Consider the following 20,161-nt stretch of genomic DNA (forward strand, 5'->3'; position numbering starts at 1 on the left):
CCATGGAAACCGGCGGCCCGGCCCCTTCCTTCGGACGCTCCTACGCCCGGGTGGGCCCGCGGATGGACGCCCGCGGGGCGGCTGCGCACCGGCAGCGGCTGGTGCAGTCCGCGCACGGGTCCGTGCTGGAAATCGGGGCCGGTTACGGGGCAACGTTCGCGTTCTACCCGCCGGCGGTGTCCGGGGTGCTGGCTATCGAACCCGATCCGACGTTGCGCGCCCTGGCGCGCACCGCTGCGGGAACGGCAGCGGTGCCCGTCACGGTCCGGGCCGGGACCGCCGAATCACTGCCGGCCGCGGACGCCACGATCGACGCTGTCGTCTCCAGCCTGGTGCTGTGCAGCGTGGCCGACCCCGGCACCGTCCTGGCCGAGGCGGTCCGGGTGCTCAAACCGGGCGGGCTGCTGCTGTTTTACGAACACGTCCGCTCGGAACACCGCGTGCTGGCCGCGGCGGAGGACCTGGTGACGCCGCTGTGGAGCCGGCTGGCGGGCGGCTGCCACCCGAACCGGGACACCGCCGCGGCCATCGAACGGGCGGGCCTGGCCGTCCGGGCGCTGGAGCGGTTCGGTTTTTCCGTCCTGCCGGGCAACCCTCGCATCTCCCATGTGCTCGGGGTGGCGGTCAAGGGCTGAGCGGGCCCGGAGGGATGCCCTGCCGCCCCGGGCCGGCAGGCTAGAGCGCGGCCGCGTCGAGGACCGGCACGGAGCGGACCTGCGGAAGCTCCTCGAACGCCGGCTTGCCAAACCAGTATCCCTGGAACAGGCGGATGCCGGACGCCCTCAGGGCCAGGAACTCCGCCTCGGTCTCGATGCCTTCGGCGAGCAGGGTGATGCCGAGCTCCGCGGCGATGCCCACTATGCCGGCAACCACGGCCTGCCGGGCCGGGCTGGTGTCGATGTCCCGGATCAGCAGCATGTCGATTTTCATCAGGTCCGGCTGGAAATCGACCAACAGCCCCAGTCCCGCGTGGCCGGCGCCGAAGTCGTCGATCGCGGTGGTGAATCCGTGCTTGCGGTATTCGGTGATGATGTTCGTCAGGTGCGCCGTGTCCAGCACCTCTTCGTTTTCCGTGAACTCGAACATGATCGACGACGTCGGGAAGCTGCACCGCGCGGCGGCCTGCAGCGTCGCGCGCAGGCAGGCAGCGGGCTCGTACACCGCGTTCGGCATGAAGTTGATCGACAGCATCAGCTCCTCGCCGGCCGGGAACAGGCGCGCGGCGAGCTCAATGGCCTTGACCCGGCAGGCCTGGTCGAAGCGGTACTTCTGTTCCGGCGAGACCTGCGACAGGACCTGGTAGGCCCCCTCGCCCGCGAGGCCCCTGACCAGGGCTTCGTAGCCCCAGACCCGGCCGGCGGCGGCGTCATAGATCGGCTGGAAAGCCATGCTGAAATCGAAGTCGAGCCTGGGCGCAGAAGTGCAGCCGTCACATGCCAATGCAGGGGTCCTCTCGGTGAATAGCTCCACTGTAGGGCACGGCAGCATGCGAAAGCCGCCTTCGGCGCACGCCGTGGCGCGCGCCGAAGGCGGCTGGAGAAGCCCGGAGGGGCCGGCGGCCTAGGCCTTCTTGGGCGGCAGGGCCAGCTTGAAGATCTTGCCCCAGGTGGAGCCGACCTGCTTCAGCAGCGGTCCCGTGGTGTACGGCAGGCCGTAGCGCCGGCAGATGTCCTGGACCTTGGGGGCCACCTCCGCGTAGCGGTTGGAGGGCAGGTCCGGGAAGAGGTGGTGCTCGATCTGGTGGGAGAGGTTGCCGGTCATCAGGTGCATGAACTTGGAACCGGAGATGTTGGCCGAGCCGATCATCTGGCGCACATACCAGTCGCCGCGGGTTTCGCCGTCGACCATTTCCTCGGTGAAGGTGTCGGTGCCGTCCGGGAAGTGTCCGCAGAAGATCACCGCGTGCGCCCAGACGTTGCGGATCGCGTTGGCTGCCAGCGTTCCGTAGAGCGCCTGCTTGCCGGAGCCGGTGAGCATGGCGACGGCGGGGGTCGCGGCGTAGTCCTTGGTGAACTGCTTCAGGGCCTTCCGGCCGAGCGCCTTGAGGTCCTTGACCAGCGCTTCCTTGCTCTTCTTGCCCTCCCGGTATTCCACGAGCTCGAGGTCGTAGACCGCGATGCCCCACTCAAACACCGGCGCCAGCAGCGCGTTGTAGAGCGGGTTACCGAGGTTGAACGGCTTCCACTCCTGCTGCGGGTCCATGCGCAGCAGGTTGTACCCGATGTCGTTGTCCTTGCCCACGACATTGGTCCAGCGGTGGTGCAGGTCGTTGTGGGTGTGCTGCCAGGACCGCGCCGGGGTGACGAAGTCCCACTCCCAGGTGGTGGAGTGGATGTCCGGGTCGCGCATCCAGTCCCACTGGCCGTGCAGGATGTTGTGGCCCAGCTCCATGTTTTCGAGGATCTTGGCCAGGCTCAGCAGGGAGGTGCCCGTAACCCATGCCGCCTTGTTCCGGCTCACCAGCAGTGCGGCGCGGCCGGAGATCTCCAGTCCGCGCTGGATCTTGATCATCCGGCGGATGTAGGCGGCATCGTCGGCGCCGCGCTTGGCAAGGACTTCGTCCTTGATGGCGTCGAGCTCGCGGCCGAGTTCGGCGACCTGTTCGTCGGACAGGTGCGCCGCGGCTGGCGGGCGCAGCAGCGGGCTGCCCGTCTCGGCGAGGGCTCCCGGCCGCTTCTTTACGGCGGTTTGCGGCTTGTCGGCAAGGGTGGTCATAGGGCGGTTCTCCTCAGAGGTCGAGGTTAACGGGTCCGGCGGCTGCCGAAACGCACGTTTGGATCAGTTGGCCGGGCTCGCCATGGACTTCGCCCGTGCGCAGGTCCCGGACCTGCCCGGCCCGGAGCGGGGTGAGACAGCTGTGGCAGATGCCCATGCGGCAGCCGCTGGGCATGAGCACGCCGGCGTCCTCGCCGACGTCGAGCAGGGTCGTGGCGCCGTCGGCCTCGACTTCGCGGTCGGAGGCTTCGAAGGTGACCAGGCCGCCGTCGTGCCCCTCGCCGCCGGCGAGGCTGGTGCTGAAGCGTTCGATGGTCAGCCCTGGCGTTCCGGCAGCGTTGTCTGCCGGCGCCTCGGTGGCCCACAGCGCCTCGGCATCGTCCAGGAACCCTGCGGGACCGCAGGCGTAGGCGGCGCGGCTGCGCCAGTCGGCGCACAGCTCGTCCAGCGCGCCCGGCGCTGCGAAGTCCAGCCGGCCGCGGTCACCGCTGAACCAGTGGATGACTTTGAAGTTGCGGAACTGGTCCGCCAGTTCGGCCAGTTCCTCGCGGAAGATGGCGTCCGCGGGGGTGCGTGCGGTGTGGATCAGGACGACGTCGGCGTCCGGGCGCCGCGGCACGAGCGTGCGGATCATCGACATCACCGGAGTGATGCCGCTGCCCGCGGTGAGCATGAGCAGCGGGCGGGGGTGCTCCGGCAGGACGAAGTCGCCCTGGGGCGGAGCGAGGAAGAGGACGTCGCCGGGTTTCGTGGTGCGGACCAGGGCTCCGGAGACGGCGCCCATGTCAGTCACGGTGATGGCCGGATCCTGCCCGGCTGGGGCGCTGAGCGAATAGGAACGCCAGTGCCGGACGCCGTTGAGTTCGACGCCGATGCGCGCCCATTGGCCTGCCTGGTGTGCTTGCCAGCCGCGGCCGGGGCGGAAGAAAATGGTGGCGGAATCGACCGTTTCAGGGACCACCCGGGTCACTACGCCGCGCAATTGGCGGGCGGAGAAGACGGGGTTGAATAGCGACAGAATATCTTCTGGAGCCAGCGGGGTGGTCAGGACAGATGCGGCACGCGCCAGCTTACGGAGCCGGATCATTTATCAAGCCTATGTCAGATTGAGTCATAATTCTTCACCCAAGGCATACGATCAACGGAAGAAAACTATCTCCGGACAACAATTTTGGAGCCCATCATGGATGCTTCCGCCGCCGGCCACCCCGGCTATCCCGCCTACGATCCGCCGTGGCTGGCACTGCCCAAGGAGGTCAGCGACGTGCTCCGGCCGCGCATGCCCGGGATCGTTGAGGCCATCATCGAGGCGGTGCCGCAGCTGGTCCCGGCATACGCCAGGCCGATCGAGGGCCGGTTCGGCCGCGGCCTGCGCCGCGGCGTGGCCACCGCCCTGGACCGTTTCCTGCAGCTGCCCGGCACCGCCCTGCCGGCCCTCTCCGAGGAGAGCAGGCTGCTGGTGGCCGGACTGGGCAGCGGCGAGTTCCGGCAGGGGCGGAGCATGGACGCGCTGCTGAGCGCTTACCGGATGGGTGCCCGGGTGACGTTCCGGGAGATGTCCAGGGTTTCCGTGGAGAACCATCTGGGGCAGAACGTGGTGGTGGACCTCGGCGAATCGATCCTGGCGTACATCGACGAACTTTCGGCCGTGAGTGCAGAGGCTTACGCCTTTGAGCAGTCCGAGCGGGCCGGCGCCGTGGACCGGCGCCGGACCGAGCTGCTGGACCTGCTGTTGCTGGGGCAGGCGGACGAGGCTGCACTGCGGCAGACGGCGGCGATGGCGGACTGGTCCCTGCCGCGGCGGATGACGGTGGTGACGCTGCCGCTGGACCGGGCCGCGGGGCTGAGGCTGCGGCTGGGGCCGGGGGCCCTGGTCATCGAGCGGGAAACCGACGCCGTGGCTCTGGTTCCGGCCCCCAAGTCCGAGTCTGCGCGCAGGGAGCTGGACCGCGCGCTGCGCGGCCGGGGTGCGTCCGTGGGCCCGGCCGGGGGTTGGGAGAAGGTGCCTGAATCGCTCCGGCTGGCCGTGCTGGCAGCCTCGGCCCTGCCGCATCGGGACGGCCCGGACGACCCGCCCATCTGGGCCGACGAGCATCTCGCGGCGGTGGTGCTGGGCGCGGAGCCGTCCGCTCTGACGGAGCTGGCCAACCGCCGGCTGGCCCCGCTTGAGGGGCTCCGCCCGGCCCAGCGTGAGCGACTCGCGGAGACCCTGCTGTCCTGGCTGCGCCATTGGGGCCAGCGGGCGCCGGTGGCCGCGGAGCTGGGCATCCATCCGCAGACGGTCGGCTACCGGGCGGCCCAGTTGCGTGAGCTCTTTGGGGATGAACTGGAGGACCCGGTGGCCCGGTTTGAGCTGCAGCTCGCGTTACACGCCGGCCGGCGCTAGCTGGCGATCGCTTCGCGGCTCTGCAGCCTCATCTCGAGGTCATTCATGACAATCGCGGCGAGGTCCTCGAGCGTCCGGGTGTCCTCCGGGGTGAACTCCCGCGGCTCCCGGTCCAGGATGCAGAAGGTGCCGAGGTTGAAGCCGTCCGGGGTGCGCAGCGGAACCCCGGCGTAGAACTGCAGGCCGAACTCCCCCGCCACAAGCGGGTTGGACAGGGTCCGCGCGTCCCTTGTGGCATCCTCGACGATCCAGGGCCCGTCCTGCAGGATCGCTGAGGCGCAGAGCCCTGGATCCCTGCCGATCTGGGTGACGTCGGTGCCGTGATGGGCCTTGAACCAGATCCGGTCGTGGTCCACGATGCTGACGATCGCGACCGGCACCGAGAACATCCGGGCCGCGAGCGCCGCGATCCGGTTGAACGCGCCATCCTCGGGGGTGTCAAGGATCCGGTACCGCTCGACGGCGCGCATCCGGCCGTCTTCGTCGTTCGCCGCCGCAGCCGGGTGTTGCCGGTGGCGGCCGGCGCCGTTGATGACTTCCTGGCGCAGGGCAAGGGAGACCTCGCGGGCGGGCGGCCGGGCGGCCGGGTCCCGGGCCAGCATGGAGGACAGCAGCGCCACCCACATCGGGGCGAGTTCCCCAGGGATTTGCGGATCGTGCAACAGTCGGGCGACGGCCGACTGGATCGGCGCTCCCGGGTAGGCCATCTTGCCGGTCAACCCCTCGAGGAGCACGAGCCCGAGGGAATAGATATCGCTCGGCGGGCCGGCCGGTTCACCATTGGCCTGCTCGGGACTCAGGTAGGCCGGCGTCCCCGAGGTGCCGCCGTCGTCGTCCGCGCGGTTGTGCCCCAGGATGGCCGCGACGCCGAAGTCCGTCAGCTTGGCCCGGGGGCGTCGGTCCTCGTTGCTGTAGTCGACCAGAAGGACGTTCGCCGGCTTAATGTCCCGGTGCACGATGCCGTGGTGGTGAATGTAGGAGAGCCCGTCGGCCAGGTCATAGCCGATGTGAGCCATATGCGCGGCGGAGAGCGGCCCCTGCAGGCACCGGCGGCGCAGGTCCTGGCCCCGGACGAGTTCCATCACGAGGTAAGTGAGCCGGGAGTCCGGGTTACTCAGGTCTGCACCGGCGTCGAACAACGTCACCAGGGCGTGGTGGCTCATACCCGCGAGGATCCGCACTTCCTGGCCCTGCCGGCGGGTGTTCTCCAAGTCGTCCGCGTCATTGCGGAAGAGTTTGACAGCCACGTCGCGCTGCAGCAGTTCGTCGCGCGCCCGGTAAACAGTTGATTGGCTTCCCCTGCCAATGAGTTCCTCGATCCGGTACCGCCCGCTGAGCAGGAGGCCGGTTTCCATAGTTATCGTCAACTAGTCTTCTTGTTCCCTCTATAGGGTCCGCACATGGAATCGGACAAAGCAGCCCAGGGCCGGCCGGATCGGCAGGCGCCCGCGAACTTAGCAAGGTTACTTATGGTAACGCGGAATGCGGATCCAGGAAGACCGGTGCGCGGCACTTTCAGGAATCCGGCGCGGACCTATTTGGCCGGGTTGTGCGTCCCGATCGGCACCAGGGTCAGGTCCGGGAGGTTCTTTTCGATCCGGCGCAGGGCCCAGACGTCATTGAACAGCGCGAGGTATTCGCCGTCGGAGCGCAGCAGCACCTCGGCGCCGGGCACATTGGCGAGCGCCGGCATGGCGTCCGCCGTCGTGATCCTCGCCAGCGAGTAGGGCAGCCGCTCCAGCCGCATCGGGGCGCTGAAGTCGTGCGCCATCCGGTCCTCGACCACCTCGAACTGCATGGGGCCGACGGCAGCCAGGACGGGTGCCTGGTCGCCGCGGATGTCGGAGCGCAGTACCTGGATCACGCCCTCGTGCTCAAGCTGTTCGATGCCGCGGCGGAACTGCTTGAAGCGGCTGGGATCCTTGGACCGCGCCACTTGGAAGTGCTCGGGGGCGAACAGCGGGATGGCGGGGAACTGCACCGGCTGCTCCAGGAACAGGCTGTCGCCCACCCGCAGCGAGGACGCGTTGACCAGGCCCACGACATCGCCGGGGAACGCCTCGTCAATCACCTCGCGTTCGCGGCCGAAAACCTGCTGCGCGTACTTTGTGGCGAAGGACTTTCCGGTCCGGCCCTGGGTGACGACCATGCCGCGTTCGAAGACGCCGGAGCAGACCCGGATGAAGGCGACGTGGTCGCGGTGGGCCTTGTTCATGCCGGCCTGGACCTTGAAGACGAAGCCCGCGAACGGGGCATCCACCGGACGCGGCGCGCCGTCGACGTCGGGCCGCGGGGCTGCCGGCGGCGCGAAGTCCACCAGCGCGTCGAGGATTTCCTTCACACCGAAGTTCAGTGCGGCGGAGCTGAACAGGATCGGCGTCGCCTTGCCGGCGTGGAAGGCCTCGACGTCGAAGGCGAGGTTGGATTCGATCACGAGCCCGGCCTCGTCCACGGCATTGGACCAGTCCCCGCCCTGGCTGGCGGCGGCCTCCTCGGGGGTGAAGTACTCCGTGAGGGCGATGTTGGCTCCGGCGTTGTTGCGCTGGAAGCGGGCGAACCGGTCGTTGCGCAGGTCCCAGACGCCGCGGAAATCGCCGGAAATCCCGACCGCCCAGGTCAGCGGCATGGGCTGCAGGCCGGTGCGCTCGGTGATCTCGTCCATCAGCGCCAGCGCGTCCAGGCCGGGCCGGTCCCACTTGTTGATCACGGTGATGATGGGGAGGTTCCGCTGCTTGCAGACCTCGAACAGTTTCATGGTCTGGGTTTCCAGGCCTTTGGCCGCGTCGACGAGCATGACGGCACAGTCGACGGCTGCCAACACCCGGTAGGTGTCCTCGGAAAAGTCCGCGTGGCCCGGGGTGTCCAACAGGTTGATCACGGTGTCCCGGTAGGCGAACTGCAGCGCCGCGGAGCTGATCGAGATGCCGCGGTCCTTCTCCATCTGCATCCAGTCGGAGACGGTTTCCTTGCGGTTGGCCTTTCCGCTGGACGCACCGGCGGTGCCGATCACCTTCGCGTGCAGGGCCAGCGCCTCGGTCAGGGTGGACTTGCCGGCGTCCGGGTGGGAGATCACTGCGAAGGTCCGGCGCCGGGCCGCCTGCTTGTGAATCTCCTGGACTCGGGCGGGGCTGTGGACTTCTTGGGACACGGTGCTACTTTCGCTGCGGCTGTGGACGGGTCTCGGCGCGGAGAGCCCGCGGCACACCCAGGCTTCCAAGTTTATCGCAGGCCGCGGCCGGGCCCTGCTGGGTCCCGAAAATGCGGGCCCGACGAACCGGGTGGCCCGGCATCCGGCGGGCGGTTCCGGCGGGCCGGAAAAGGGGCACTTTGAGGCTTGTCCGTGCGGAATGCGGCCGGGGTTACCCCTATGATGGTGGATACGGGAAACCGGGCACTTTTGATCTTGCCGGCCGACGATGGAAAATCGACAAAAGCCGGCGTACTCGCGGATGGCGTTCCGCACCTGTGAAGGGGAAAACCTATGGCTCGGAGTCCCGAGGATGCACTCAAGGCGACCCTGGCCCGGGTGGCGCCGGGAACGGCACTGCGGGACGGACTGGAACGCATCCTGCGCGGGCGCACCGGCGCGCTGATCGTGCTGGGCATGGACCGGACCATCGAATCCATCTGCTCGGGCGGCTTCGAAATCGGGATCGAGTTCTCTCCCACGCGCCTGCGCGAACTGGCGAAAATGGACGGCGCCATTGTCTGTGACAAGGACGCCAGCAACATCCTGCGCGCCGGCGTCCAGCTGGTGCCCGATTCGAGCATCGAAACCCAGGAAACGGGAACCCGGCACCGGACCGCCGAGCGCGTGGCAATCCAGACCGGGGTCCCGGTCATTTCCGTGAGCCAGTCGATGCAGATCATCGCGCTCTACGTCAACGGCCTGCGCCATGTCCTGGAGGGCTCGGAGAAGGTCCTGGCCCGGGCCAACCAGGCTCTTGCCACGCTGGAGCGCTACCGCTCCCGGCTGGACCAGGTCACCAGTTCACTCTCGGCCCTGGAAATCGAGGCCATGGTCACGGTCCGCGACGTCGCGGTGACGCTGCAGCGCCAGGAAATGGTGCGGCGCATCTCCGAGGAAATCTCGCAGTACGTGCTGGAGCTGGGCGAGGACGGCCGGCTGCTGTCCCTGCAGCTGGACGAACTGACGGTGGGCCGCGGCCCGGGCAGCGACGTGATCATCCGCGACTACTCGGGCCCCAATGCCTCCGCGGCGGACATCGACAACGCCGTGAAGGCGCTCGTGAACCTGGGCCCGACCGAGCTGATCGACCTGGGCCGGATTTCGGGGATCGTGGGCTTCGCCGGCGGCGAGGCGAACCTCGACGCCGTCGTCCAGCCGCGCGGATACCGCCTCCTCTCCGGCCTCAAGGCTGTGCCGAAGGCCGTGGCCGACCGCCTGGTGGACCACTTCGGCGGCCTGCAGTTCCTGATGGCGGCGACCATCGATGACCTGATGACCGTCGACGGCATCGGCGACCAGCGCGCCCGGACCGTCCGCGAGGGCCTGAGCCGGATGGCCGAGGCCAGCCTGCTGGACCGTTTCCTCTGACCGTCTTCCTCTGACCGTCCCGGCGGGTCTTAACTGAGCTGGAACACGGCCTTGGGGCTGGTCTTGTTGCCCAGTCGGGCGGTGAAGACGTAGTAGGCGCCGCCGCCGCCGGGCTCGGCGTCGACGACCTTGCACCCCTGGGTGGACCGCTTCCGGTTCCACGGGAAGTTCGCGGTCTCGCTCCGGCCGGGGGCGATCGTCTTGACCAGTTCGGTGCTTTCGGCCTGGCAGTCCATCGACGAGAAGATCCGGTCGGAGCCGCTGGTGACCAGGTACTCCATCTGCGAGGTTCCGAGGTTGACCTCGCAGGGCACCTCGTTGTTGTTGGTGACCTTCAGGCTCAGCAGCGGGTTCTCGCCGGCGGCGTAGACCCGTTTGTCCGTCGCGGCCGTGACGGTCAGGAGTTTCTGGTCGCAGCCTGTGCCGGCTGTCGGGGTCGCAGTGGCGGACGCCGCCGGGCCGGTCGTGGCAGGAGCGGCCTCCCGGGTGGCCGGCGCGGTGGCCGGCGCGGTGGCCGGGGCAGCCGCGGGGCCGCCGCTGAATGCGCTGGTCAGGGCCGTGAATCCGGCGACGGCGAGGGCCGCGACCAGCAGCAGGATTGCGGCTGCGAAGATCCGGCGGCGGCGGTAGACGGCTTTGCCGGGCGTGCGGGCCGGGCGCTTGCCGGTCCGGGCTCCCGGGGACGCCTTCGGTCCCGCACCGCGCGCTCCTGGGTTGCCTTGCCTGACCATTCTTCTAGGCTAGAGAATCCTGCCCGCGATCTTGTCCCACCACGCCGCCGGCCGCACTATGGCCCGTATCTCTATTAAGCTGGTCCGATCAGAGCTTCAGCCATTTCCCCCGCCCCCGCAGTCCCTGCGGTCCCTGCCGCGCCGCGCCCGCCGGCCGCTCCGGATGCGGGGCCTGCCTCGCCCGCCGGGCTGCACGCTGCCCTGTCCGCCTGGTTCGAGGAAACGGCCCGGGACCTCCCGTGGCGCTCGTCCGACTGCTCCGCCTGGGGCGTGCTGGTCAGTGAGGTCATGCTGCAGCAGACCCCCGTGGTGCGGGTGCTGCCCGTGTGGGATGAATGGCTCCGGCGCTGGCCCGCCCCGGCCGATCTGGCGAGCGAGAGCCCCGGCGAGGCGGTCCGGTCCTGGGGCCGGCTGGGCTATCCGCGGCGGGCGCTGCGGCTGCACGCCGCCGCCGTCGCCGTCGTCGAACGGCACGCCGGCGCAGTCCCCGGCAACTACGCGGAGCTGATTGAGCTGCCCGGCGTGGGCAGCTACACGGCGGCCGCGGTGGCTGCCTTCGCCTTCGGCCGGCGCGAAACGGTGGTTGACACCAATATCCGCCGGGTCCATGCCCGGCTCGTCACCGGTGCGGCGCTCCCGGCGCCGGCCCTGACCGCCGCGGAGATGCGCCTGGCCGCGCAGCTGCTGCCGGAGGACGACGCCGGCTCCGTGCGCTGGAACGCCGCCGTGATGGAGCTGGGCGCGCTGGTTTGCACGGCCCGGGCGCCCAAGTGCGGCGACTGCCCGGTCCGGGACGCCTGCGCCTGGCGGGAAGCCGGCGAACCGCCGCCCAGCTACACCCCGAAGGGGCAGGCCTGGCATGGCACGGACCGGCAGGTGCGCGGCGCGGTACTGGCGGTCCTGCGCCTGGCGGAGTCGCCGGTGCCTGTTGAGCTGCTGGAGCGTGCCCCCGCGGACCTGGGCCTCGAGCCCGGCCCCGGACCGGAGGGGATCTCCGTCCCGCTCGGGGCGCTGCACCGGCTGGATCCCGCGCCGGAACAGCTCGCCCGGGCGGTGTCCGGGCTGCTGGTCGACGGTCTGGTCGAAGAACATGCCGGCGGGCTGCGCTTGCCTGCCTGATCCCGGCGCTAGGGCTCGCCGAAGCCGGACTGGATCAGGCTCCCCAGATAGTCCACCGCTTTGGCCGCGTCCGGCCCGCTGGCCTCAACCCGCAGCACGGTCCCCTTTGTGGCGCCGAGCATCATCAGTTCGGTCATGGACGCGCCGTCGACGCCGTTGATGGTGACCTCGGCGTCCATTCCCGCCAGGCCGCCGGCGATCTTGGCCGCCGGCCGGGCGTGCATGCCGGCCTGGTTGACCATTTCGAAGTCGCCCTGCGCATCAGGCGGCTGCCGGTGTTCGTGCCCGGCCTCGTGCGGGTGGACCGGCGGGCGGTAGACCGCCTCGGCGGCGTCCTTGACCGTTTCCGCATCGGCGCCGGCCTGGGCCGAGACCGCGGCGGCGACGAGCCCTTCGATCAGGGGCGCGTCGGCGAGGTGGATCGAATCCGGGTCCGCGGCGAACTCGACCGCGGACTCGGCGGTCATGACCGCGGAGCCGAGGTCGGTGAGCACCACAATTCCGTTATCCCCCGCGGCTTGTTCCAGCGCGGCCATGACCTTCTCCAGGCTGGTGCCGATCCGGTCGTCGTCGGTGCCGCCGGCGGGCACGATTGTCACGTCGGGCGCCATTTGCGCGGCGAGCTCTGCGGCGCCGTCGGCGATTTTGGCGCTGTGTGAGACGACGACCAGGCTTACCGTCATTCGGAGGCCCCGACGGCGGCGCGCAGGATCAGTGCGCTGGAGACCGCACCAGGGTCGCGGTGGCCGATGCTGCGCTCCCCCAGGTAGCTGGCCCGGCCCTTGCGCGCCAGCATCGGGTCGGTGGACACGGCTCCGGCTTCGGCCGCTTCCGCCGCTGCGGCGAGCACCTTGCGGACGTCCCCTTCAGCTGCGGCCGCGGCGGAGGCGTCGACGGCCGGAGTCCACGCATCCACCATCGTCTTGTCACCGGATTCGGCCTTGCCGCGGGCGACGATGCCGTCCCGGGCGGCGGCCAGCGCGGCGGCGAGGGCGGCCGCGTCGATGTCCGTGGCGTCGCCAAGGGATGCTGCGGCGCGTAGGAAAGCCGTGCCGTACAGCGGCCCGGCGGCGCCGCCGACTTTCGACATCAGGGTCATAGCCGTGAGCTTGAGCGCGGCGCCGGCCGTTTCCGGCGGGGATTCGGCCAGCTTGTCCATCACGGCCTTGAAGCCGCGGTCCATATTCTCGCCGTGGTCCGAGTCGCCGATGGGCCGGTCCAGTTCGATGAGTTCAACCCTGTGCTCGGCCATGGCCTCGGCGGACAGGGTCAGCCACCGGAGCGCCCAGTTGACGTCCAGTCCCACGTTCAGGCGCCCCAGCGGAGGGCCGGCGTGTGGACGGGCGCATCCCAAAGCCCGGTCATTTCGTCGTCCAGGCGGAGCACCGTGATGGAGCAGCCCTGCATCTCGAGGGAGGTGATGTAGTTGCCCACCAGCGAGCGCTCGACGGTGATGCCCTGCTCGGCCAGCCGTTGCGCGGCCCGGCGGTAAACGATGTACAGCTCGCTCTGCGGTGTGCCGCCCATGCCGTTGACGAACAGGAGGACCTTGTCCCCGGCGGCCAGGCCCAGGTCGCTGACGACGGGGTCCAGCAGCCGGTCAGCGATGCCGTCGGCAGGCTCCATTGGAATCTTGTGCCGGCCGGGTTCGCCGTGGATGCCGATGCCGATCTCGATCTCGTTGTCCTCGAGCTCGAAGCTGGGGACCCCGGCGTGCGGGACGGTGCATGCGGTCAGGGCCACGCCCATGCTGCGGACGTTCTGGTTGACCCGGTCGCCGATTGCCGCGACGGCGTCGAGGCTGTCGCCGCGTTCCGCCGCTGCCCCCGCGATCTTCTCGACCAGGACCGTGCCGCCGACGCCGCGGCGCCCGGCCGTGTACAGCGAGTCCTGCACGGCGACGTCGTCGTTGACCAGCACGGTGCGGACTTCCACTCCCTCGGCCTGCGCCAGTTCCGCGGCGGTTTCGAAGTTCAGTACGTCGCCGGTGTAGTTCTTCACGATGTGCACGACGCCGGCGCCGGAGTTCACTGCCAGCGTGGCGGGCAGGATCTGGTCGGGCGTGGGCGACGTGAACACGGCGCCGGGGACCGCGGCGTCGAGCATGCCCATGCCGACGTAGCCGCCGTGCAACGGCTCGTGGCCGCTGCCGCCGCCGGAGACGAGGCCGACCTTCCCGGACACCGGCGCGTCTTTGCGCACGATGTACTTCGGGTCGGGAAAGACGGTCACGAGGTCCGCGTGCGCAAGCCCGAACCCCTCCACTGACTCGTCGACCACGGCTTTGGGATCATTGATGAGTTTCTTCATGGCTGTGCTCCCTGGATGGTGTCCTGGCTGCTTGCTTAGACCCTACTACCGGGGCCCGGCCAGCGGTAGGCTCCCGGATGCGACCTCTTTCCCGTCAACCGAAACGGACTCACGGCCCTGCCGGCGCCGCCGGGAATCCCGGCCAGGCGTCCGGACCGAGGTCGGGCTGCGGCCTGCGCGCAGCGGATGCTGCTCCCCTGCCGGAGCCCGTTGCCGGCCCGCCGTCGGCTGCCGGCATGTCCGCCGGCAGCGGCGCGGCGTCGACCGTCATCTGGAATGCGGAGAAATCTGGAAAAATCACGCGATTCTGCAATTTCTGCCTCCGAAAGTGGCGGCCCTCCCCATTGGGCCGGGATCAGTTTATCCAGCAAGTAGATTTGGTGGAAGGGCCTGTTCCGGGCCGGTTCGGAGCGGCTACAGCGCGCGGATCATCCGGGTGTTGCCGAGGGTGTTGGGCTTGACGCGGGCCAGGTCGAGGAATTCGGCGACGCCCTCATCATGGGAGCGGAGGAGCTCGGAGTAGACCACCGGGTCCACCGCCGTCTGGTCGGCCATCACTTCGAAGCCGTGTTTTTTGAAGAAGTCCACCTCGAAGGTCAGGCAGAACACGCGCGCGACGCCGAGCTCGCGCGCGTCCTCCAGCAGCTGCTCCAGGAGCAGGTGGCCTACCCCCCGGCCGCGCCAGGTATCGGCGGTGGCCAGGGTGCGCACCTCGGCCAAGTCCTCCCACATCACGTGCAGCGCCCCGCAGCCGACCACGCCGCCGTCGGGCGCTTCGGCGATCCGGAACTCCTGCAGGCTTTCGTAGTAGGCGACGGTCTCTTTCGCCATGAGGATCCGCTCCTCGGCCAGGGGTGCCACCAGAGTCTTGATGGCGGCGATGTCGCCGGTGCGGGCAGGGCGGATGCGGATCGTCTCAGTCACAGCCCCATCCTACGGCCCGGCCCGCGCGCCGTCCGGCCCGGCTGGGCGGCCGGACCGAACGGCTGCCGGACCGGACGGCTGCCGGACCGGACGGCGTTGACGGTGGGACGGGTCAGAGGCCGAGCCCGTCCGGGACGGGGAGGTCCTTGTCCAGCAGGTTCCTGGCCAGGAAGTGCTCGACGACGCCGTACCAGACCTTGGCGTGCTGCGGCTGCAGGATCCAGTGGTTCTCGTCCGGGAAGTAGAGGAAACGGTGCTCCGTCTCGCCGTTTTCGTCGGCGGCGAGCTGGGACTTCGAGAGCAGCTCGTACCAGAGGCGCAGGCCTTCCCCGATCGGGACGCGGTAGTCCTTGTCGCCGTGGATGACCAGCATGGGCGTCCGGATGTTCTGCACGTGCAGGTGCGGGGAGTTCTCCGCCGCCATCTCCGCCGTCATCTCCTTGAGCCAGTACTGCGCGGCGTCCGTGGTCGGCCCGAACTGGTCCAGGGCCCAGAGGCTGGCATGGGTGACGATGGCCTTGAACCGGTCCGTGTGCCCGGCCACCCAGTTCGCCATGTAGCCGCCGAAGGACCCTCCCATGGCCGCCGTCCGCGTCTCGTCGATGTCGGGCCGGCGCTCGGCGGCGTCGGTCAGGTCCATCAGGTCCTGGAACGGGGCCTTGCCCCATTCGCCCCAGCCGCGCTGGATGTGGTCCTGGCCGTAGCCGGTGGACAGGGCCGGGTCCGGGAGCAGCACCGCGTAGCCGCGGGCCACGAGCAGCCACGGGTTCCAGCGCCAGGTCCAGGCGTTCCAGGAGCCCAGCGGGCCGCCGTGGATCCAGAGCAGCAGCGGGGCGGGGTTCGCCGCCGATGCATCTTCGGGCAGCGCCAGGTAGCCCGGCACCCGGTCGCCGCCGGCTGAGGTGGTCTCCACTCGTTCGAGCCGGCCGCGGAAGGCGGGCCGCTCGGCGGGCGCCGGGAGCCGGGTGGTCTCGCCGCTGGCCAGGTCGATGCTGACGGCTTCGGGCGGGAATTCGTACGAGCTGCGCAGCGCGTAGGCGCGGCCGCCGTCCGGGGCTACAACAACGTCGGTGTAGGCGGCGGCGTCGGCCGTCATCCGCACGACCTCGGCGTTCCCGCCTGCGGCCGGCACACTGATCCGGAACACCGGCGAGGCTCCGTCCTCGTCCGCCGTCACCAGCAGCGCCGAGCCGTCCGGCAGCCAGGCGGCGGGGTGCGGCCAGCGGTCCCAGTCGTGCGCGAGCGGAGTCAGCGCCGCCCCGCCGTCGGGCCGGCCGGCAGCCTCACCCGCGGAGAGGTCGAGCAGGTGCAGCTTCACCTGCGGCGCCTGCTGCGGCGTGGTCTCACTTTCGGTCAGGACCACCAGGGTGCGGCCGTCGGGGCTGACCGGGCCGGGGTAGTAGTTCATACCCTCGCTGTCGAGCAGGACCCGGCGGGTGCCGGAGGCGACGTCGATCGCGACGAGCACGGTGCGGGAGTCGGCGCCGGCGAGTGGCTTGGCGAAGCTGCTGTAGAGCGTCTTTCCGTCCGGGCTGACGACGGTCTCGGCCTCGCGGAGCCCGTTGCCGGCGTCGGGGGTGAGGTTGCGCAGTTTCACCGGCGCGGCGGCGTCGACCGTGGCCGGCTTACCGGGCTCCGGGTCAGCCCCAGGCTCGACGGCGAACAGCCGCGGCTGCTCGGGTCCGAGGTCCGCGTCCCAGTAGCGCACCGGGTAGCCGCTGTGCAGGATTGCGGCGACCTTGTTCTCCTTGCGGGCCTTGCGCCGCTCCCCGTCGTTGTCCTCGTCGGTGGAGCCGGCCAGGACGGAGGCCGAGACGAAGAGCGCATCGGCGTTCCTGGCGGCGAGCAGGCCGCTGACGCCGCCGGCGCGGGAGAGCGCGACGCGGGCCTCGCCGCCGTCGGCCGGCAGCACCCACAGCGCGTTGACCGGGTCAGCCTCGGGGCTCTCCGGGTCCGGCCGCGCCGACGTGAAGTAGAGGCTACCGTCCGCGGCGAACACCGCTCCCGCTTCGCCCTTGGCACTGCGGGTGATCCGCCGGGCCTGCCGCTTCCCTTCGGGGTCCAGTTCCCACAGCGCGGTGCGGTACTCGGTGCCCTTGTCGTTGAGGATGCCCACGGTGGTGACCAGTCTCGAGCCGTCCGGGCTCAGGGCCAGGCCGCCCACCCTCGGGATCGCGAGGTAGTGGTCCAGGTCGTGGAACGGGGTTTCGGGCTGTTCGCCCGTGGTCTGTGTGTCGGTGGAAGCCATGCCCCCGATTCAACACCCGTTGTGCGGCGGATCACAGCCGCGTTCACTGAGAGTGAAACACTGCTTTCAGATCGCTGCCGGGGAATCGCAGGGCATTTTCAGGGACGGTTGGCACAATGGCCCCATGAACCCAGACCAGACCCTGCCCAGACGCTCCCTCCTGCTTGGCGCCGGCGCCCTTGGCGGCGGCGCCCTGGCCTTGTCCGCCTGCAGCGCCGAGCCTTCGGGAAGTTCCGCATCTTCGGCGGCCGGGCCCTCCGTCCCGCCCGGCACCCCGGTGAAGGTCGGCAAGCTCAGCGAGGTGGCGGTGCGCGGCACCGCCACCGGAAAGGTCAACGGCCGGGCAGTGGTGATCTTCCGGCCGGATGAGAAGACCGTGCTGGCCTACGACGCCGCCTGCACCCACGCGGGCTGTCCGGTGGCGCCGGCCGGTGAGGACTTTGACTGCCCCTGCCACGGCTCCTCGTTCAAGGGCTCGGACGGCAGTGTGATCAGCGGGCCGGCCCAGGCGCCGCTGGGAAAGCTGAAGGCCGCCATCGACGGCGAGTGGATCACGGTCACCGCCTGAGCCGCCCGACCGGTACAAAGCGAAAGGCCCGGGCCGCCTCCGGTGAAGGAGGGGCCGGGGCCTTGTGCTTGGAGTGTTGCCGCCGGGCGCCTAGTGGCTCGGAGCGATCTCCGGGATGCTTGGCTTAGCGTTGCCGGCGAAGGTGAACTTCGCCTCGTCGCCTTCGCCCTGCACGTCCACCACCACGATGTCGCCGGAGTGCAGTTCGCCGAAGAGGATCTTCTCGGAGAGCTGGTCCTCGATCTCGCGCTGGATGGTCCGGCGCAGCGGCCGGGCACCCATGGCGGGATCGTAGCCCCGGGTGGCCAGCAGCACCTTGGCCGCGGGCGTGAGCTCGATGCCCATGTCCTTGTCCTTGAGGCGTTTCTCCAGCCGGGTGACGAACAGGTCCACGATCTCGATGATCTCGTCCTGGGTCAGCTGCGGGAACACCACGACGTCGTCCACACGGTTCAGGAACTCGGGACGGAAGTGCTGCTTGAGCTCCTCCGTGACCCGGGCCCGCATCCGGTTGTAGCCGGTCTGCGTGTCCGTGCCGGACTGGAAACCGGTGGCCACGCTCTTGGAGATGTCCCGGGTGCCGAGGTTGGTGGTCATGATGATCACGGTGTTCTTGAAGTCCACCACGCGGCCCTGGGAGTCGGTCAGGCGGCCGTCTTCCAGGATCTGCAGCAGCGAGTTGAACAGGTCGGCGTGCGCCTTCTCCACCTCGTCGAACAGCACCACGGAGAACGGACGACGGCGGACCTTCTCTGTCAGCTGGCCACCCTCCTCGTAGCCCACGTAGCCCGGAGGGGCGCCGAAGAGCCGCGAGACGGTGTGCTTCTCCGAGTATTCGGACATGTCCAGCGTGATCAGCGCGTCTTCCTCGCCGAACAGGAACTCCGCGAGGGCCTTGGCCAGCTCGGTCTTGCCGACACCGGTGGGGCCGGCAAAGATGAACGAGCCGCCGGGACGCTTCGGATCCTTCAGGCCCGCACGGGTGCGGCGGATCGCCTGGGACAGGGCCTTAATGGCCTCGTCCTGGCCGACGACGCGCTTGTGCAGTTCGTCTTCCATCTTCAGCAGGCGCGAGGACTCTTCCTCGGTCAGCTTGAAGACCGGGATGCCGGTGGAGTTCGCCAGCACCTCGGCGATGAGATCCTCATCCACCTCGGAGATGTCGTCCATGCCGCCGGTCTTCCATTGGCGTTCCTTTTCGGCGCGTTCGGCAATGAGCTTCTGCTCCTTGTCGCGCAGCGACGCGGCACCTTCGAAGTCCTGCGCGTCGATCGCGGATTCCTTCTCCAGCTTCATGGCCGAGATCTTCTCGTCCATGACCTTGAGCTCCGGCGGGGCGGTCATCCGGCGGATGCGCAGCCGGGCGCCGGCCTCGTCGATCAGGTCGATGGCCTTGTCCGGCAGGAAGCGGTCCGAGATGTAGCGCTCGGAGAGGCTGGCCGCCGAGGCGAGGGCGCCGTCGGTGATGGTGACGCGGTGGTGCGCTTCGTAGCGGTCACGCAGGCCCTTCAGGATCTCGATCGCGTCGGCGACGGAGGGTTCCTTGACCTGGATCGGCTGGAAGCGGCGCTCCAGCGCGGCGTCCTTCTCGATGTGCTTGCGGTACTCGTCCAGCGTGGTGGCACCGATGGTCTGGAGCTCGCCGCGGGCCAGCATGGGCTTCAGGATCGAGGCCGCATCGATGGCTCCTTCGGCGGCACCGGCACCGACCAGGGTGTGGATCTCGTCGATGAAGAGGATGATGTCGCCGCGGGTGCGGATCTCCTTGAGCACCTTTTTCAGGCGCTCTTCGAAGTCACCGCGGTAGCGGGAGCCGGCCACCAGGGACCCGAGGTCCAGGGTGTAGAGCTGCTTGTCCTTGATGGTCTCCGGCACGTCGCCGCGGACGATCGCCTGGGCCAGGCCCTCGACGACGGCGGTCTTACCGACGCCGGGCTCACCAATCAGGACCGGGTTGTTCTTGGTGCGGCGGGAAAGGACCTGCATAACGCGTTCCATTTCCTGCTCACGGCCGATCACGGGATCGAGCTTGTTCTCCCGGGCGGCCTGGGTCAGGTTGCGGCCGAACTGGTCGAGGACCACAGAGCCGGCGGGGGTGCCTTCGGCCTGTCCGGCGCCGACCCCGGCGCCGGTTGTTTCCTTGCCCTGGTAGCCGGAGAGCAGCTGGATGACCTGCTGGCGGACGCGGTTCAGGTCCGCGCCGAGCTTGACCAGCACCTGCGCCGCCACGCCTTCACCCTCGCGGATGAGGCCGAGCAGGATGTGCTCGGTGCCGATGTAGTTGTGGCCCAGCTGCAGGGCTTCGCGCAGCGAGAGCTCCAGCACCTTCTTGGCACGCGGCGTGAAGGGGATGTGGCCGGACGGGGCCTGCTGGCCCTGGCCGATGATCTCCTGCACCTGCTCGCGGACTCCGTCGAGCGAGATGCTCAGGGACTCAAGGGCTTTGGCGGCAACACCTTCACCCTCATGGATCAGGCCCAAGAGGATGTGTTCGGTACCGATGTAATTGTGGTTCAGCATGCGTGCCTCTTCTTGGGCAAGCACAACTACGCGACGGGCACGGTCCGTAAATCGCTCAAACATTTCGCCACACTCCTAGCTA

The 20,161-nt window shown here is 69.3% G+C and carries 17 protein-coding genes; 5 read left to right on the top strand and 12 right to left on the bottom strand.

Annotated elements, in window-relative coordinates:
- Positions 1-2 precede the first annotated feature (2 nt).
- Positions 3-635 carry a class I SAM-dependent methyltransferase gene (locus tag ACTWLI_RS05230; protein ID WP_445155602.1) on the top strand — a complete coding sequence of 211 codons (633 nt, stop codon included), beginning with the start codon at positions 3-5 and terminating at the stop codon, positions 633-635.
- A gap of 40 nt (positions 636-675) precedes the next feature.
- Here ACTWLI_RS05230 and ACTWLI_RS05235 read toward each other — a convergent pair whose 3' ends face one another.
- From ACTWLI_RS05235 to ACTWLI_RS05245, 3 genes are all read right to left on the bottom strand, one after another.
- A complete protein-coding gene (locus tag ACTWLI_RS05235) occupies positions 676-1,389 on the bottom strand; it encodes an EAL domain-containing protein (RefSeq protein ID WP_445155603.1) in 714 nt (237 codons plus the stop codon).
- A 171-nt stretch (positions 1,390-1,560) separates the two neighbouring features.
- Positions 1,561-2,715 carry a fatty acid desaturase family protein gene (locus ACTWLI_RS05240; RefSeq protein WP_445155604.1) on the bottom strand — a complete coding sequence of 385 codons (1,155 nt, stop codon included), beginning with the start codon at positions 2,713-2,715 and terminating at the stop codon, positions 1,561-1,563.
- A 13-nt stretch (positions 2,716-2,728) separates the two neighbouring features.
- On the bottom strand, positions 2,729-3,802 hold the full coding sequence (locus ACTWLI_RS05245; protein WP_445155605.1) for a ferredoxin reductase: 1,074 nt from the start codon (positions 3,800-3,802) through the stop codon (positions 2,729-2,731).
- 96 nt (positions 3,803-3,898) lie between these two features.
- Between ACTWLI_RS05245 and ACTWLI_RS05250 the strand changes: the two genes are divergently transcribed.
- Complete coding sequence (locus ACTWLI_RS05250) at positions 3,899-5,101, top strand: PucR family transcriptional regulator (RefSeq protein WP_445155606.1); 1,203 nt, start codon at positions 3,899-3,901, stop codon at positions 5,099-5,101.
- Here the strand turns inward: ACTWLI_RS05250 and ACTWLI_RS05255 are convergent.
- Complete coding sequence (locus ACTWLI_RS05255; protein ID WP_445155607.1) at positions 5,098-6,468, bottom strand: protein kinase domain-containing protein; 1,371 nt, start codon at positions 6,466-6,468, stop codon at positions 5,098-5,100. The two genes, ACTWLI_RS05250 and ACTWLI_RS05255, sit on opposite strands and share 4 nt — an antisense overlap.
- 167 nt (positions 6,469-6,635) lie before the next feature.
- Complete coding sequence (locus tag ACTWLI_RS05260) at positions 6,636-8,249, bottom strand: peptide chain release factor 3 (RefSeq protein WP_445155608.1); 1,614 nt, start codon at positions 8,247-8,249, stop codon at positions 6,636-6,638.
- Between the two features lie 333 nt (positions 8,250-8,582).
- On the opposite strand from ACTWLI_RS05260, the gene disA reads away from it, so the two are divergent.
- Entirely contained in the window at positions 8,583-9,659 is a 1,077-nt protein-coding gene (gene disA / locus ACTWLI_RS05265; RefSeq protein ID WP_445155609.1) for a DNA integrity scanning diadenylate cyclase DisA, read from the top strand.
- 29 nt (positions 9,660-9,688) lie between these two features.
- On the opposite strand, the gene ACTWLI_RS05270 is transcribed toward disA, so the two are convergent.
- Positions 9,689-10,390 (bottom strand): hypothetical protein, encoded by a 702-nt coding sequence (locus ACTWLI_RS05270; protein ID WP_445155610.1) that lies wholly within the window; start codon positions 10,388-10,390, stop codon positions 9,689-9,691.
- A 288-nt stretch (positions 10,391-10,678) separates the two neighbouring features.
- On the opposite strand from ACTWLI_RS05270, the gene ACTWLI_RS05275 reads away from it, so the two are divergent.
- Entirely contained in the window at positions 10,679-11,509 is an 831-nt protein-coding gene (locus ACTWLI_RS05275; protein ID WP_445155611.1) for an A/G-specific adenine glycosylase, read from the top strand.
- A gap of 8 nt (positions 11,510-11,517) precedes the next feature.
- On the opposite strand, the gene dhaM is transcribed toward ACTWLI_RS05275, so the two are convergent.
- The 5 genes from dhaM to ACTWLI_RS05300 all read right to left on the bottom strand — a co-directional run bounded on the left by dhaM (position 11,518) and on the right by ACTWLI_RS05300 (position 16,991).
- The gene (dhaM, locus tag ACTWLI_RS05280; RefSeq protein ID WP_445155612.1) at positions 11,518-12,192 is read right to left on the bottom strand and encodes a dihydroxyacetone kinase phosphoryl donor subunit DhaM; all 675 of its coding nucleotides are present in this window, start codon (positions 12,190-12,192) and stop codon (positions 11,518-11,520) included.
- Complete coding sequence (gene dhaL / locus ACTWLI_RS05285; RefSeq protein WP_445155613.1) at positions 12,189-12,815, bottom strand: dihydroxyacetone kinase subunit DhaL; 627 nt, start codon at positions 12,813-12,815, stop codon at positions 12,189-12,191. Before dhaL ends, dhaM begins: the two co-directional genes overlap by 4 nt.
- A 2-nt stretch (positions 12,816-12,817) precedes the next feature.
- Positions 12,818-13,819: a dihydroxyacetone kinase subunit DhaK gene (gene dhaK / locus ACTWLI_RS05290; protein WP_445155614.1), complete on the bottom strand. Its 1,002-nt coding sequence runs from the start codon at positions 13,817-13,819 to the stop codon at positions 12,818-12,820.
- A gap of 414 nt (positions 13,820-14,233) precedes the next feature.
- On the bottom strand, positions 14,234-14,743 hold the full coding sequence (locus ACTWLI_RS05295) for an amino-acid N-acetyltransferase (RefSeq protein WP_445155615.1): 510 nt from the start codon (positions 14,741-14,743) through the stop codon (positions 14,234-14,236).
- A 112-nt stretch (positions 14,744-14,855) separates the two neighbouring features.
- Positions 14,856-16,991, bottom strand: a complete 2,136-nt coding sequence (locus ACTWLI_RS05300) for a S9 family peptidase (protein WP_445155616.1) — start codon at positions 16,989-16,991, stop codon at positions 14,856-14,858.
- Positions 16,992-17,115: 124 nt separating this feature from the next.
- Between ACTWLI_RS05300 and ACTWLI_RS05305 the strand changes: the two genes are divergently transcribed.
- Positions 17,116-17,559, top strand: coding sequence for a Rieske (2Fe-2S) protein (locus ACTWLI_RS05305; protein WP_445155617.1), 444 nt, complete (start codon positions 17,116-17,118; stop codon positions 17,557-17,559).
- 90 nt (positions 17,560-17,649) lie between these two features.
- Here the strand turns inward: ACTWLI_RS05305 and ACTWLI_RS05310 are convergent, their stop codons facing one another.
- A complete protein-coding gene (locus ACTWLI_RS05310) occupies positions 17,650-20,142 on the bottom strand; it encodes an ATP-dependent Clp protease ATP-binding subunit (protein ID WP_445155618.1) in 2,493 nt (830 codons plus the stop codon).
- Positions 20,143-20,161 lie beyond the last annotated feature (19 nt).

This window comes from Arthrobacter sp. Hor0625, assembly GCF_052567525.1.

Coding starts and splice junctions, on each gene's coding strand:
- disA (WP_445155609.1), top strand. CDS start 8,583: ATGGCTCGGAGTCCCGAGGATGCACTCAAGGCGACCCTGGCCCGGGTG.
- ACTWLI_RS05245 (WP_445155605.1), bottom strand. CDS start 3,802: ATGATCCGGCTCCGTAAGCTGGCGCGTGCCGCATCTGTCCTGACCACC.
- ACTWLI_RS05240 (WP_445155604.1), bottom strand. CDS start 2,715: ATGACCACCCTTGCCGACAAGCCGCAAACCGCCGTAAAGAAGCGGCCG.
- ACTWLI_RS05305 (WP_445155617.1), top strand. CDS start 17,116: ATGAACCCAGACCAGACCCTGCCCAGACGCTCCCTCCTGCTTGGCGCC.
- ACTWLI_RS05230 (WP_445155602.1), top strand. CDS start 3: ATGGAAACCGGCGGCCCGGCCCCTTCCTTCGGACGCTCCTACGCCCGG.
- ACTWLI_RS05235 (WP_445155603.1), bottom strand. CDS start 1,389: ATGGCTTTCCAGCCGATCTATGACGCCGCCGCCGGCCGGGTCTGGGGC.
- ACTWLI_RS05270 (WP_445155610.1), bottom strand. CDS start 10,390: ATGGTCAGGCAAGGCAACCCAGGAGCGCGCGGTGCGGGACCGAAGGCG.
- ACTWLI_RS05250 (WP_445155606.1), top strand. CDS start 3,899: ATGGATGCTTCCGCCGCCGGCCACCCCGGCTATCCCGCCTACGATCCG.
- dhaK (WP_445155614.1), bottom strand. CDS start 13,819: ATGAAGAAACTCATCAATGATCCCAAAGCCGTGGTCGACGAGTCAGTG.
- dhaM (WP_445155612.1), bottom strand. CDS start 12,192: ATGACGGTAAGCCTGGTCGTCGTCTCACACAGCGCCAAAATCGCCGAC.
- ACTWLI_RS05300 (WP_445155616.1), bottom strand. CDS start 16,991: ATGGCTTCCACCGACACACAGACCACGGGCGAACAGCCCGAAACCCCG.
- ACTWLI_RS05310 (WP_445155618.1), bottom strand. CDS start 20,142: ATGTTTGAGCGATTTACGGACCGTGCCCGTCGCGTAGTTGTGCTTGCC.
- ACTWLI_RS05275 (WP_445155611.1), top strand. CDS start 10,679: ATGCTGCAGCAGACCCCCGTGGTGCGGGTGCTGCCCGTGTGGGATGAA.